The 14,527-nt window shown below is 56.9% G+C and carries 13 protein-coding genes; all 13 read left to right on the forward strand.

The genetic code is table 11. The annotated features are described in order from the left end of the window. The first annotated feature begins 77 nt into the window (after positions 1–77). The 13 genes from bshA to DFP98_RS30885 all read left to right on the forward strand — a co-directional run bounded on the left by bshA (position 78) and on the right by DFP98_RS30885 (position 14,412). Entirely contained in the window at positions 78–1,241 is a 1,164-nt protein-coding gene (gene bshA / locus DFP98_RS30825) for an N-acetyl-alpha-D-glucosaminyl L-malate synthase BshA (RefSeq protein WP_116064476.1), read from the forward strand. 26 nt (positions 1,242–1,267) lie between these two features. Continuing rightward, complete coding sequence (locus DFP98_RS30830) at positions 1,268–2,578, forward strand: CCA tRNA nucleotidyltransferase (protein ID WP_181918045.1); 1,311 nt, start codon at positions 1,268–1,270, stop codon at positions 2,576–2,578. Further along, positions 2,575–3,552 (forward strand): biotin--[acetyl-CoA-carboxylase] ligase, encoded by a 978-nt coding sequence (locus DFP98_RS30835; RefSeq protein WP_116064478.1) that lies wholly within the window; start codon positions 2,575–2,577, stop codon positions 3,550–3,552. Before DFP98_RS30830 ends, DFP98_RS30835 begins: the two co-directional genes overlap by 4 nt. 306 nt (positions 3,553–3,858) lie before the next feature. Continuing rightward, positions 3,859–4,728 carry a 3-methyl-2-oxobutanoate hydroxymethyltransferase gene (gene panB, locus DFP98_RS30840; protein ID WP_116064479.1) on the forward strand — a complete coding sequence of 290 codons (870 nt, stop codon included), beginning with the start codon at positions 3,859–3,861 and terminating at the stop codon, positions 4,726–4,728. Beyond that, positions 4,725–5,636: a pantoate--beta-alanine ligase gene (gene panC / locus DFP98_RS30845; RefSeq protein ID WP_116064480.1), complete on the forward strand. Its 912-nt coding sequence runs from the start codon at positions 4,725–4,727 to the stop codon at positions 5,634–5,636. The genes panB and panC overlap by 4 nt, the downstream gene beginning before the upstream one ends. Beyond that, positions 5,621–6,004: an aspartate 1-decarboxylase gene (gene panD / locus DFP98_RS30850; RefSeq protein WP_116064481.1), complete on the forward strand. Its 384-nt coding sequence runs from the start codon at positions 5,621–5,623 to the stop codon at positions 6,002–6,004. Before panC ends, panD begins: the two co-directional genes overlap by 16 nt. 75 nt (positions 6,005–6,079) lie before the next feature. Continuing rightward, positions 6,080–6,718 (forward strand): tetratricopeptide repeat protein, encoded by a 639-nt coding sequence (locus DFP98_RS30855; RefSeq protein ID WP_116064482.1) that lies wholly within the window; start codon positions 6,080–6,082, stop codon positions 6,716–6,718. 17 nt (positions 6,719–6,735) lie between these two features. After that, on the forward strand, positions 6,736–9,645 hold the full coding sequence (gene dinG / locus DFP98_RS30860) for an ATP-dependent DNA helicase DinG (RefSeq protein WP_116064483.1): 2,910 nt from the start codon (positions 6,736–6,738) through the stop codon (positions 9,643–9,645). After that, on the forward strand, positions 9,642–10,301 hold the full coding sequence (locus DFP98_RS30865) for a redox-sensing transcriptional repressor Rex (RefSeq protein WP_116064484.1): 660 nt from the start codon (positions 9,642–9,644) through the stop codon (positions 10,299–10,301). The genes dinG and DFP98_RS30865 overlap by 4 nt, the downstream gene beginning before the upstream one ends. Then, entirely contained in the window at positions 10,298–11,602 is a 1,305-nt protein-coding gene (locus tag DFP98_RS30870; RefSeq protein ID WP_116064485.1) for an amidohydrolase, read from the forward strand. The genes DFP98_RS30865 and DFP98_RS30870 overlap by 4 nt, the downstream gene beginning before the upstream one ends. Further along, positions 11,599–12,123: a hypothetical protein gene (locus tag DFP98_RS30875; RefSeq protein WP_116064486.1), complete on the forward strand. Its 525-nt coding sequence runs from the start codon at positions 11,599–11,601 to the stop codon at positions 12,121–12,123. The genes DFP98_RS30870 and DFP98_RS30875 overlap by 4 nt, the downstream gene beginning before the upstream one ends. Positions 12,124–12,383: 260 nt before the next feature. Beyond that, positions 12,384–12,920: a hypothetical protein gene (locus DFP98_RS30880; RefSeq protein WP_116064487.1), complete on the forward strand. Its 537-nt coding sequence runs from the start codon at positions 12,384–12,386 to the stop codon at positions 12,918–12,920. Between the two features lies 1 nt (position 12,921). Beyond that, complete coding sequence (locus DFP98_RS30885) at positions 12,922–14,412, forward strand: AAA family ATPase (RefSeq protein WP_116064525.1); 1,491 nt, start codon at positions 12,922–12,924, stop codon at positions 14,410–14,412. Positions 14,413–14,527: the final 115 nt, after the last annotated feature.

A 14,527-nucleotide genomic window follows, 5' to 3' on the forward strand; every position in this document is an offset into this window, starting at 1 on the left:
TGACGACCGGCAGCGCCGGATTCGCCGAATCCGCTGCCGGTTAATTGGCGTTCGAACTGGGAGGCATGAGGAACGACATGAATCGACCGCTCAAAATCGGAATTACTTGCTATCCTTCTCTCGGGGGCTCCGGCGTCGTAGCGACGGAGCTTGGCAAACTGCTGGCCGAGAAAGGACACGAAATTCACTTTATTACGCACAGCATGCCGTTTCGTCTCGGCAAATTCCATCGCAACATTTTCTATCATGAGGTCGAAGTGTCGGATTATTATGTATTCCGGTACCCGCCCTACGATCTGTCGCTGGCGAGCAAGATGAACCAGGTAGCCAGGCTGCAGAAGCTCGACCTGCTTCACGTGCATTATGCGGTTCCGCACGCGATCTGCGCGATTTTGGCCAAACAGATGGCCGGAGACGATTTGAAGGTCGTGACGACGCTTCACGGTACGGACATTACCGTACTGGCCCAGGATGAAACGCTCAAAGACATTATCCGGCTCGGCATCCGTCAGAGCGATGCCGTCACCGCGGTCAGCCGCGATCTGATTCGCGAGACGCGCGAGCTGCTGGACATTCAAGAGCCGATCGATCTGACCTACAATTTCGTGGACAAAAGAATTTATTATCCGCGGGAGTGCCGGGATCTGCGCAGAGAATACGCGGAGCCGGACGAGAAGGTGCTCATGCACATCTCCAATTTCCGGCCGGTGAAACGCACGGCCGACGTCGTCGACATCTTCGCCAAAGTGCAGGCAACGACGAAAGCGAAGCTTGTACTGGTTGGAGAAGGGCCGGATCTGCCGCGCATTCAGACGAAAATTCAAGCGATGGGTCTGTCCCATCGCGTGCACTTTCTGGGTAAGCAGGACGATGTGGCGCAGGTTATCTCTATCGCCGATTTGATGCTGCTTCCGTCGGAGAAGGAAAGCTTCGGCCTTGTCGCTCTCGAAGCGATGGCTTGCGGCGTGCCGACGATCGGCTCGCAGGCCGGAGGGATACCCGAGCTGGTGGAGCACGGCCGCACCGGGTTCCTGTCCCCGATCGGGGACACGGACGATATGGCGGCGAACGCATTAAAGCTGCTTACGGACGAGAAGCTGTACGCGGATTTCCGAGAGGCGTGCCTGCAGCGGGCGCACCATGTATTCTGCAACGAACTGATTACGGCGCAATACGAAGCGATCTATTATCGGGTGCTTGGAATCAAGCAGGATGTTCCTGTGCCTGCCTGCAAAGTATAAGACCGGAAGTGAGGAACGGAATGCGAATGGAAGACCAAGACAGCCAACTGTGGGAAGCCGGGCTAGCCGTAGTGCGGGCGCTGGAAAGCGCAGGACACCAGGCCTATTTGGTCGGCGGCTGCGTCAGGGACAGATGGCTTGAACGGCCTCTGAACGACATCGACATCGCCACTTCGGCTAAGCCGGAGGCAGTGACGGAACTGTTTGAAAGGACGCTGCCGACCGGTCTTAAACACGGTACGGTGACGGTGATGGAAGGCGGATATTCGTTCGAGGTAACGACGTTTCGCCGGGAATCCGGTTATTCGGACGGTCGGAGACCCGATGAGGTGGCGTTCGTCAGCGAGTTGAACGAGGATCTCGCACGGCGCGACTTTACGTTTAACGCAATGGCCTTCTCCTCAGCCGGAGAGCTAATCGACCCTTATGGCGGACAGGATGCGCTGCGGGCCGGCGTCGTCGATTGCGTGGGGGCTGCCGAGGAGCGCTTCGGGGAAGATGCGCTTCGCATGGTGCGGGCGATTCGATTTGCCGCCGAATTTGGCTTTGAGCTGCTGCCGGACGTCTGGGAGGGCATCGTGAAGCAGCGGGACAGGCTGAAGCAGGTCGCCGTCGAGCGCATCGGGACGGAATGGGACAAAATGATGGCCGGAGCGGGACCGGAACAGGCGATGCATTACTTGTTCAAGAGCGGACTGCTCGCTTACGTGAAGGAGCCGCTTCCGGAGGCGTTCGCGCAGGCCGCGGAACGCTATCGGCTAAACGGCGCTCCTCCGCAATGGGAGCCTTGGGGCGCCCTGGCGACCGACGAGGCTACGCTCGGAAATTTGCTGTGCCTGCCTGCGCTGCCGGACCCGGATTTGCGTTGGGCGGCGCTGCTGTCAGGCATGTATATCGGAGCGGAGGACGCGTCGGCGCTGCTTCGCGCGCTGCGGCTCGGCGGACAGAGAGCCGCCCGGGTCGCGGCGGTCGCCGGAATTTTCGAACGCCTGGGCGGCTGTGAAGAGGGCGAGCGGAGAGCGGCATGGATCGGAGCGGTGCTCGATTTCGGCCGTTCGGCTGCAGAGGACGCGCTGGATATTCGAGCTGCTTGTGAAGCTCCATGGGACGAGGAAAGGTCATGGCTGGATCAGATGACGATTTCTTCCGTAGCAGAGCTGGACGTGAAGGGAGACGAGCTATCGGGCTATTTGGGACAGTCGCCCGGACCATGGATCGCTGAGACGCTTTGCCATTTGCTGGCAGAGACGGCCTCGGGCCGGCTGCCCAACGAGAAGTTCGTTCTTCTGTCCGCGGCCAAAGAGATGAGAGCTTTACAGCGGGAGGGACGCAAATGAGCAAAATAAGCTTACTGGGGTTTCTTGAGGAGCGGGCAGGCCAATACGTCTCGGGCGAAGAGATCAGCCGGGAGCTGAACGTGAGCCGGACGGCCGTCTGGAAGCAGGTTCGCAAGCTGGAGGCGGAAGGCTATCGGATCGAGGCGGTTCCGCGTCTTGGCTACCGTCTCACCGCCAAGCCTTCGCGTCTGACGCTTCAAGAGCTGCTGCCGAAGTTGCGGACCACTTCGTTCGGCCGCCGTTTGACGCTGCTCGACGTGACCGATTCGACGCAGAACGAGTTGCGTAAGCTGGCCGAACAGGGAGCGCCGGAAGGCACGCTAGTCATCGCCGAGCAGCAGACGAACGGGCGAGGACGCATGGGAAGAAGCTGGGTGTCTCCCGCCGGCAAAGGGATCTGGATGAGCCTGCTGTTGAGGCCGCCTGTTCCTCTGCCTCTCGCTCCGCAGCTGACGTTGCTGGCAGCCGTCGCCTTGAGCAGGGCGATTGCGCAGCAACTGCCGATGCTTGAGATCGGGATCAAATGGCCGAACGATCTGCTCGTCGGAGGCAAAAAGATCAGCGGCATTTTGCTCGAATCCGCGGCAGAGGACGAGCGTCTGAGCTACGTCGTCGTCGGTCTTGGCATCTCTGCGAATCTGGATGTCGAAGATTATCCCGAAGGGCTGATGGACAAAGCGATCTCGCTAAAGATAGCTTCGGGAGCGACAGTAGATCGCAGCGAACTGATCGCCGCCGTGCTGGAGCAGTTCGAGCAGCTGTACAAGCTGTATCTCGAGCAAGGCTTCGCGCCGATTCGCACGCTGTGGGAGGCGCGTTCGGTCACGCTTGGCAAGCAAACGGAGCTATACACGCCCCAAGGAACCGTCGTCGGTTTGCCTCGCGGACTGGACGATATGGGCGGCCTTCGCGTCGAGCTGCCGGACGGCTCTACGCGCACCGTCTATTCCGCAGAAGTAGGCTCAGGCACTTAGATCATTGGCGAAATGTGGGAAAACAGTCGTAGACGAAAGACGCGGGTTCTGTTATAATCGCTGTGCGAGGTGGTATCGCATGAACGGCGAACCGCACTTGCTAATAATGGAAGTATACAACGGAATGTAAGCAGCGATAGTAACTCTATACCGTCACAGATTCGCGGCGGATTCTGCTCTGAGCCGAAAGGACCGAGACAGAAGGACGTGAAGGACGTTCTATGTTGAATGGGAACCCTTTTTTGCTCATGGGCAAAATGGGTTTTTTTGCTGTTACTCCGTCTGAACTTCCTAGGAGGAACTTCCATGAAACAAGCGTTAACCGTGCCCAAATTAAAGGCGATGAAAAACCAGGGGAAGCCGATCGCGGTAGTGACGGCATACGATTACCCCTCGGCAGTGTTGTCCGAAGAAGCGGAAGTCGATATGATTCTTGTTGGAGATTCGCTTGGCAACGTCGTGCTGGGCTACGAGACGACGGTTCCCGTCAAGCTTGAAGATATGATCTACCATACGCGAGCAGTCGTTAGAGGCGCTCCTGGTACGATGGTCGTGACGGATTTGCCGTTTGCGACTTATCGACTGGGACCGGAGGCGACGCTGCGCAACGCCGCGCGTTTGATGCAGGAAGGCGGCGCTCACGCCGTTAAGATGGAAGGCGGGGCGGAGCTGGCGGACGAAATCCGGCTGCTGACTTCGGCAGGCATACCGGTACTCGGCCATCTCGGACTCACGCCGCAATCGATCCACCAAATCGGCGGTTACAAAGTGCAGGGCAAAAGCGAGGCGGAAGCGGAGAAGCTGCTGAGCGACGCCAGGGCGTTGGAGCAGGCGGGAGCGTTCGGCATCGTGCTGGAGCTTATGACCGAAGAGCTGTCCGCTGAAATCTCGCAGGCGATCGGCATACCGACTATCGGAATCGGAGCCGGACGCGGCTGCGACGGGCAAGTGCTCGTCTTTCACGATCTTCTGCGCTACGGCTCGGGCATCCGGGAGAAGAAAATGGTGAAAAGCTACGCTAACGTCGGAGATACGATCCGCGAGGCGATTGCGCAATACGTTAATGAAGTGAAAACGAGAGCTTTCCCGGAAGAGAAACACTCCTTTACTTCGCAAAAGGCGGCCGATCCCGCCCAGAGCGAAATGGGAAAGCTGTACGGAGGAGAGCGTAAATGAAACCGACAATCGTTCGCACTATTGTCGAGCTTAGGAAGGAGATCGCTTCCTTTCGTCATTCGAGGCCGCTCGGGGAGGCCAGCGTAGGCTTCGTGCCGACGATGGGCTATCTGCACGAGGGTCATGCCAGCTTGCTGCGCCGCTCGTCTCAGGAGAACGGTCTCACCGTGCTTAGCATTTTCGTTAATCCGATTCAGTTCGGACCAAACGAGGATTTGGACAAATATCCGCGCGATGAGGAAAAGGATGTCGCCCTTGCCGCTTCCTGCGGCGTCGATCTCGTATTCCTGCCGTCGGTGCAGGAGATGTATCCGCAAAGCCGGGTTACGACCGTTACGGTCTCCGAAGTGACGGAGCGCTTGTGCGGCGCAAGCCGTCCCGGTCACTTCGACGGGGTGGCGACGGTCGTCGCCAAGCTGCTAAACATCGTTCAGCCGGATCGTGCGTACTTCGGCTTGAAGGACGCCCAGCAGGTCGCCGTCGTGACGCGAATGGCGCAGGATTTGAATATTCCGACGGAAATCGTACCTTGCCCGATCGTAAGGGAAGAAGACGGATTGGCGCTCAGCTCGCGCAACGTGTATTTGAACGCGCAGGAGAGGGAGCAGGCGCTGTCGCTCTCGCTCGCCCTTGCCAAAGTGCCGGAGTGGATTGCGGAAGGCGTCGGCGCAGCGGAGCTATCCGAGCTGCTGAAGCGGGAGATTGCGCGCTCGCCGCTGGCGAACGTCGAATACGCCGACGCGTTGACGTATCCTGACCTGCTGCCACCGGACGCGGACGTTCCTTTGCGAAGCATCGACGGTTTTATGTTGGTCGCTCTTGCCGTTCGATTTGGAAACACCCGCTTAATTGACAATCGGCTGTTAAATCCCATGGAAGCAGGTGTTGAAACATGTTCCGCCAAATGATGAAAGCCAAAATCCATCGCGCGACGGTAACTGAAGCCAATTTGAACTACGTGGGCAGCGTTACGATCGACCAGGATTTGATGGAGCTTGTGGATATATTGCCCGATGAGAAGGTGCAAATCGTCAACAACAACAATGGCGCAAGGTTCGAAACCTACGTTATTCCGGGCCCGCGCGGCTCCGGCGTTATTTGTCTCAATGGAGCTGCAGCCAGACTCGTCCAGCCGGGCGATCAGGTTATTATTATCAATTATGGGCTGTTCTCGGACGAGGAAGCCCGTCGTCATAAGCCGCGGGTCGCCATTATGGACGAAGGAAACCGAGTCGTCAAATTGTTGGCGGAAGAGCCGCATTCGACCGTTTTGTAATGCGTATGAAACACCCCTCCGAAACGCAGAATGAGCAGTACGGTATCACTTTGCGATCAAGGGGGGGGAACGAACATGATCCAGCAATGGTTCGCAACGATGAACGATGTGCTCGACGATCTCATTTTACGTTATCCGCAAGCTTCGTCCGAAGAAAAAATCGCCTGTGGGCAACAATGGGACATGCTCAAAACGCTAAGTGATGATATTATTGAGTTATGGCTGCAATTCGAGGAAAAAATGGGCTGCTTCCGCGAGCTGCAGCAGCAGCCCGAGCCTGCCGTTCAAGAACCGCAGCGAACGCTTGGGTCGTTCGTCAAAGGCCAAGGTTACTTCAAACTGCAAATGTTCAAACACTCTTCGGAGCAGTTGGAGGAGACGATTGCCGTTTATCCGGATTTTCTGTGCGCGAGGCTGTTTCTGGCGATGTCGCTAATGCATTTAAAAAACTGGAGCGAAGCTCAGCGTCATTTCCAGCTAATCGCGGCGATTGCCGAGGAGAAACGGCTTCAGGCGATCGCCTACAATGCGCTCGGATGCATCCAAGCGGTGTACGCCCATCTCGATCAAGCTCAAACGTATTTTCGCAAGTCGCTCGAAGCCGATCCCGGCTTTGCCGATCCGAAGCATAATTTGCAATCGCTCGTCCAAGGCAACACCGAAATTCAATTGCAATTCGGCAGCGCGGAGCTGCAATCGCTCGTGCAGGCGTGACGGAAAGGAAGTCTGTAATGAAATTTGCCGTGCTCGATTTTGAAACGACGGGCATGTCGTCCGATAAAGATGAAATCATCCAGACGGGACTCGCTTTTATTGACGAAGCGGGGACCGTTTGTTCCACCTATGCGAGTTTCGTGCGGCCTTCCAGACCGATTCCCCAAGAAATTACCCGGCTTACTGGCATTGTCGACGCCGATGTAGCGAACGCGCCGGAACTGGAGGATATGCTGAGCGACATCGTGCCAATGCTTCAGGATGTCGTGCTTGTTGGACATAACGTAGGCTTCGACGCTCACTTTTTGCAGGCCGCCCTCGATAAGAGCGGCTATTTGCCGTTTGCCGGGCGGATGATCGATACGGTCGATCTGGCCAGAATTGCGTTTCCGACGCAGCCCTCGTTCTCTTTGGGGGCGCTTACGCAGGCGCTTGGCATCGCCCACGAACGCCCGCATCAGGCCGACAGCGACGCAGTCGCTACCGCCGAGCTGTTCCTGCTGTGTCGCGACAAGCTGAGAACGCTGCCGATGTTTACGTTGCAAAGGCTGGCAGCGATGTTTGATCGCGACCAGAACGACCTCGGGTGGTTGATTGCCGACGCCCTTGCTTGGCGGGAGAATCGGCCGCCGTTACCCGAAAACGGGGTTCATCATTTCCGTCAGTTCGCCATGAACGTCGGCGATTGGAGCGACGATCAGCCTTCCTCTCGCGAAGATGAGCTTATCGGTTCCCTCGAATGGCAAAGCATGGACTTCGATCGCTATTTGGAAGCGGTGCGGAACAACTTGCAGACGATTTTTCCCGGTTACGAATCCCGCGAAGGCCAAGACATTATGTTTCAAGAGGTGCATGGGGCGCTCCAGGATGACGCTCATTTGCTCGTCGAAGCCGGAACCGGTACCGGCAAGTCGCTCGGTTATTTGCTTCCTGCCCTCTATTATGGGCGGAAAGAGGACAAAAAAATCGTCGTCAGTACCCATACGATCCAGTTACAGGAGCAGCTGCGCGAAAGAGATTTGCCGCTCCTGCAGCAGGTGTTGCCAATGCCCTTCAAGGCGGCGGTATTCAAAGGCAGAAGCAACTATTTGTGTCTGAGAAAATTTGAGAGTCGACAGCAAATTCCCGAGCATGCGCTCGGCAAAGAGGAAGCGGTCACCCGAGCGGGCATGACCGTATGGCTTGGCGAGACGACTGGCGGCGAGTCCGAGGAGTTGAACGTCGGGGGGCGCGGCCGCGAAGAGTGGGCGGCCGTCGCAAGCGATGCGGCATCGTGCTTGAATCGGGCTTGTCCGTGGTTTAAACGATGTTTCTACCATCGAGCTAGGAACGAAGCGGGCAAAGCCGATCTAATCATTACGAACCATGCCTTGCTGTTCACCGACATGCGCGCCGAGCATCGCCTGCTCCCGGCCTACGATCGGCTGATCGTAGACGAGGCGCATCACCTGGAGGAGGTAGCCAGCAGCCATCTGGGGCAGAAAACCTCGTATTCCTCCTTGATCATTCCGCTGCAGCGAATGTGGAAGGATGCCCGTACAGGGTTATTGCCGCAACTGATCGGAACCGTTTCCGGGCTGGCTTCGGATTATGCCGGAGCTTGGGCCGAGAAGCTTGAGCTGCTAATTCCCAAAGTGCAGGAAATTCGCGATGCTTGGGAGCGTTGGATGGAGGCGGTGTTCGCGATGCTTGCTTCCAACGCGGCGGCCGATGAAACCGGCAGTTTAACGATGCGAATCAAGCCGGCCGATTTGCCGACCCAATGGGACGGGCTCAGCGTGGACGGCAACAACGTCATTCAGCTGTTGTCGGACCTGATTCGTCCGCTTGAGAAGTTAACGGTCGAAATTCGCGAGGAGTCGGACGAGCTCGGGATGCAGGGCCTGCTCACAGATCTGGGGGGCGTATTAAAAGACCTATCCAACATTCGGGCGGACACGCAGTCGTTCGTAACGCTAGGACGCCCCGAGTTCGTCTATTGGGCGGAAGGGCATACGCAGTATCGCAATCGTTCCGTCGGGATCTACGGGGCTCCTGCGGACGTTAGCGAGCTGCTGAAAGAAGGGATGTTCGATAAAAAAGCGAGCGTCGTCATGACGTCGGCGACGCTGACCATCGACAAATCCTTCAAGTACGTGACCGATCAGCTTGGGTTGAGCGATGCGGAGAAAAACGGGCGACTCAAAACGGCGATGCTGCCGTCTCCGTTCCGTTATCGTGAACAGGCGCTTGTGCTCATTCCGCGCGATTTCCCGGGCATCAAGGGAAGAGACGGAGAGGCGGCCTTCGTGAGCGCGCTGATCGCTTCGCTGCACGAGACCGCCTTGACGGTAGGCGGGAGAATGCTTGTTCTGTTCACTTCTTACCGGATGCTAAGGCATGTGTACGGCCCGCTTAAAGACAGCCTGGAGCAAGCCGGCATCCAGGTGCTTGGCCAAGGGGTGGACGACGGCAGCAGAACGAGGCTGACGCAGCAGTTCATGAAGCGGCCGGCTTCGGTACTGCTCGGCACCAGCAGCTTCTGGGAAGGCATCGATTTGCCGGGCGATGCGCTCACCTGCCTGGCGATTGTCAGATTGCCGTTTCAGCCGCCGAACCACCCGGTAGCGGAAGCTAAGTCGGAGAAGCTGCAAGCCGAGAATCAGAATCCGTTCATGAAGCTGTCGCTGCCGCAGGCGGTCATCAAGTTCAAGCAGGGATTCGGACGTCTTGTTCGCACGGCGAGCGACAAAGGGATCGTCATTTTGTACGATACGAGAGTGATCGATACGAACTACGGGAAGTACTTTCTGTACTCGCTGCCGGGTCCGAAGATGGAGCATTTGCCGCTGGCCGGCATGACTTCGCGCATTCGGCAATGGCTGCAGCCGCAAGACGGCGAACTTAACACGCTCGCCACGGGGCAAGAGAGAGGGGACATGCGATGAAGCCGATTAAAATATCCGAAGCCGTCGTTAGAAGACTGCCGATCTATTTGCGTTACCTGAACGAGTTGAGCCTCAGCAACATTCAGACCGTATCCTCGCAGGACTTAGGAGAAAAGCTAGACCTCAATCCGGCGCAAATCCGCAAGGACTTGGCCTATTTCGGAGAGTTCGGGCGTAAAGGCGTCGGCTATAACGTCGATTATCTGATCGAGAAGATTCGACAAATATTGAAATTGGACAAAACGATGAACGTGGCTTTGGTCGGTACGGGTAACCTGGGGCGAGCTTTGTGCAACTATAATATGTATATTAAAGACAATATGAAAATCGTGGCCGTATTCGATGCGGACATGAGCAAGGCGGGAACTTCAATCAACCACCTTCAGGTGCAACCGATGCAGGAGCTGGCTGAGACGGTGCGCAAGCTGGATATTGCGGTCGGCATTATTACCGTGCCGGCAGGCGAAGCGCAGAACGTCGCCGACCGGTTCGTCTCGGCAGGCATACGCGGCTTGCTTAACTTCGCCCCTGTCGTCCTGAAGGCCGCTCCCGGCGTACGCATCCATAACGCCGACTTTACCGCCGAGCTGCTCAGTTTGGCCTACTACATGGACGATCAAAACGAGGAACAAGAGGAAGGGGATGCGGAGCAATGACGCGGCTGCTGATCAAGCAAGGGACATTCGTAACGATTGATGAACAATTTTCCGTGTTTCAAGGTTGGCTGGCCGTAGAGAACGGCCAAATCGCAGCTATGGGGGAAGGCGAAGTTCCGCAGCGGGAGAGCGAGTCGGCGACCGAGATATTGGACGGCAGCGGACTGCTGTTTATGCCGGGTCTTATTAACACCCACGGACATGCGGCGATGTCGCTGTTGCGCGGAATGGCCGACGATCTCGTGCTTCAGGATTGGCTGCAAAATCATATGTGGCCGACCGAGGCCAAATTTACCGGAGACGACGTGTACTGGGGCTCGGCGCTGGCCGCAGTAGAGATGATCAAGAGCGGCACGACGACGTTCGTCGATATGTACGACCATATGCAGCGCGTGGCCGAAGTGACGGAGACGTCCGGTTTGAGGGCCAGCCTGACGCGCGGCGTAATCGGCCTTTGTCCGGAAGACGTACAGAAGGCAAAGCTGGAGGACGCGATCCGTTTTGCGAGGGAGTGGCACGGCCAGGCGAACGGACGGATCAACGTTATGATTTCGCCGCACGCTCCATACACCTGCCCTCCAGATTATATTTTGAAATTCGTCGAGGCGGCGCACGAGTTGGATTTGCCGATGCACACGCACATGTCCGAAACGCTGGCCGAGGTGGAGCAGAACGTGCGCGACTATGGCTGCCGTCCGGTCGAGCATCTTGATCGTCTCGGCATGTTCAGCCGGCCGACTCTCGTTGCTCACGCAGTTCACCTGAACGATGAAGAAATCGCTTTGCTGGCCGAGCGCAAGGTTGCCGTATCGCATAACCCGATCAGCAATCTGAAGCTGGCTAGCGGAGTAGCCCGGGTGCCCGATCTGCTCAAGGCGGGCGTGACCGTATCGCTCGGAACGGACGGCGCGGCCAGCAATAACAATCTTGACCTGTTCCAGGAGATGACGACCGCCGCGCTGCTGCATAAAGGCGTGAGCGGCGATCCGACCGTTGTCCCGGCCGTGGAGGCGCTGCGCATGGCGACGTTGTACGGGGCGCGCTCGCTAGGTCTGGAAGGCGCTGTAGGCCAACTCAAGGTCGGTCTCAAGGCGGACATCATCGCCGTCAATATCGCGCAAGCGCACTTCGTGCCTCGTACGGATTACGTATCTCATCTCGTCTACTCGGGCAGAGGCTCGGATGTCGTGCACGTATGGGTTGACGGGAAGCAGCTGCTTCGCGACCGTCAGCTGACGACGCTTGACGAGGAGAAAATTATGGCCGAAGCAGAGCTCTGCTACCGGAGGCTGCGCGCATGAATATGAGCCGAAGCGAAGGCAAGCGGGTGCTGCCTTCCTTTACGCTTGGCAGATGGCTGTTCATTATAAGCGGATTTATTCTGTTCCTTATCGTCTCGTTCGTGCTTTACGTACGTTCCGCTGATTCGGACTATCGCCGCGCGGAAAACGAGGCAATCCGGATCGGCAAAGCTCAGGGCGAGCTCGTCAACGTGTTCGAGGCTGTGCGCCATACGTGGCAAGGGAATGTGTGGATCGTGACGGGAGAGGATGCCGGCGGCGAGCGCTGGACCGTATTCGAGCTGGAGAACGAAATCGTACGGAAAAAAGCGAGCGAAAACCTCACCGAGGAGCAGATGCTCGCCAAATTCGCAGCAGCTCATACGGGCAAGCCGATCCGCATTATGCCCGCTTGGTTCAACGGTCAGCCGGCGTGGGAAATTCGCTATCGGAACGAAGGCGACGAGCGACTTCAGTCTCTCGATTTCTATTCGTTCGAGGATGGATCGCTCATTCGTACTTATGTATTGTCGAACCTTTAAAAAACGCCGATAAGGCGTTTTTTTGTTGGATTCCCAGTCATCGTCTAACGATTCGTCTATCATTTCCTGATATACTATGTGATGTACTTGCGATATAGATTGAACGGAGTTGCGTCAAAGAGACGACCTAATTCAATCAGAGCAGCTCCCTTTCGGCATGCAATGGGCACATTTTTTAATAACTCTCGTTTGACCAAAACTGACCAGTCCCGATCGTCGCCGACGGCGCAGTCAAGTTTAATGATGGAGGGGATCGGCTAATGAATAAGCTGAAAATCGTACCGATAGCGATAACCGCGGCGTTGACCGCAGTTCTATTGTTCGGAGGATGGTTTGCCTATCGCCATTACGGCATTGAGAAGCCGCTTGATAGAGCGGCGGCATCGATTCCCGGCGTGGAGGCCGCAAATATCGAAACGACCGGGACGCTCGTAAAAGTCAGCGTCGAACTGGATTCCGACGCCGACTTGGGCGAAGTGTACCGTACGATTAAGAAGAACGGAGCTCAGCAGATCGGCAGCCGCCAACTGGAGCTGCAGGTGACGGCTCCCGGCAGCGAGCTGCTGGACAAGGCATGGAGCTATTCTTTGTTCGATGTCGCCGAGGCGATGGAGAACCGCAAATATTCGAGCATTCGCGAAGCGATGACGAAGCTGTCGGAGCAGTTTCCAAACGTAGAGGCGACAACGGATATCGACGAGAGCAACGTTTACGTTTCGTTAAAGGACGGAGACAGAGCGAAATTCGTCGTGCTTCCGCGTCAGCCTGCGACATTGGGGGTGTGGCCGAATGCGTAAAATCGGAAATTACGGAAAAGAAATGGCGGTCGGAGCGCTGATCGTCACGCTTGTTTTTCTAGTGTATGTCGGATTGCCGCCAGCCATACTGGTGATGGGACTCGTCATGTTCGGCGGGATTTATTTGTTCAGCCGTTCGCGCGGAATGGCGATGGGAGCGGCCGGAGGCAAGAAAACGATCGTTCGCAAACCGGAATTTCTCACCTTCGACGATATCGGCGGACAAGACCAGCCGAAGCGGGAGCTGCAGGAAGCGTTGGATTTTCTTGTTTACAAGGACAAAATTAAGAAGCTCGGCATTCGTCCGCTTAAAGGCATTTTGCTGACAGGGCCCCCTGGGACGGGGAAAACGCTGCTGGCGAAAGCGGCGGCGCAGTACACGCACTCCGCATTCATAGCGGCGTCCGGGAGCGAGTTCGTGGAGATGTATGTCGGCGTGGGCGCCGGGCGAATTCGCGATCTATTCAAGGAGGCGCGCCAGCAGGCCGTTAAATTGAAGCGCACCAGCGCCATTATTTTTATCGATGAGATCGACGGAATCGGCGGCAAAAGAGACGGAGGCCAGCATCGCGAGTACGATCAGACGTTGAACCAGTTGTTGACGGAGATGGACGGCGTGCAGGGAGACGAAACGGTGCGCGTGCTGCTGATTGCGGCGACGAACCGCAAGGAGCTGCTTGACCCGGCGCTGCTGCGCCCAGGCCGCTTCGACCGCCATATTCAGGTCGATATGCCGGATAAGAACGGCAGAGAGCACATTTTGAAGCTGCACGCTCGCAACAAGCCGCTGGCCGGCGATGCCTCGCTCGTTAAGGTGGCGGAGGAGACGTTCGGATTTTCCGGAGCGCAGCTGGAAAGCGTCATGAATGAAGCGGCGATCTATGCCATGCGCGAGGAAGCGGAGCAAATTGCGATGGCGCATCTGTCGCAGGCCATCGACAAGGTCATGATGGGCGAACGGATGGATCGCGAGACGACGCGCGAGGAGCGGGAGCGGGTGGCGATTCATGAGTTGGGCCATGCGATCGTCGCCGAGACAGTACGTCCGGACAGCGTTGCTCAAGTGTCTCTTACGCCGCGCGGACAAGCGCTAGGCTACGTGCGTCATCATCCCCGCCAGGATAGCTACCTCTATACGAAGACAGTGCTTGAGGAACAAATTATGATCGCGCTTGGCGGCGCCGTCGCGGAAGAGATTTTTTACGGCGGTCGGAGCACGGGCTCTAAGGGAGACTTCGATCAAGCGACTTCGATCGTTAGGACGATGATCGAATCCGGCATGTCCGAACTGGGCATCGTTCACCCGCAGGCGCTGACGCAGGAACAGTGGTCGGCGGAGAACGCCGCTATTCTCGGCGGTTTGACAGACAAGACGAGAGAACTGCTGGATCGCCGCAAAGCATCGTTTAAGCTGCTTCTCAACCATCTGATTAGCGAGGAAACGCTGTCCGGCAAGCAGTTGAGAGATATTTTGAGTGGCGAAGCCGCGTAAGTCGAAGTGAATAATCGAAAATGAATCCCAGTATCCGTAATTCTCGGAGGCTGGGGTTCTTTGCGCCGCTTTCAGAAAAATTTCAGAACGATAATGTATAAATAAGAGTTGAGGA

It is taken from the genome of Cohnella phaseoli, from assembly GCF_003386235.1.
GTDB classification, from domain to species: domain Bacteria; phylum Bacillota; class Bacilli; order Paenibacillales; family Paenibacillaceae; genus Cohnella; species Cohnella phaseoli.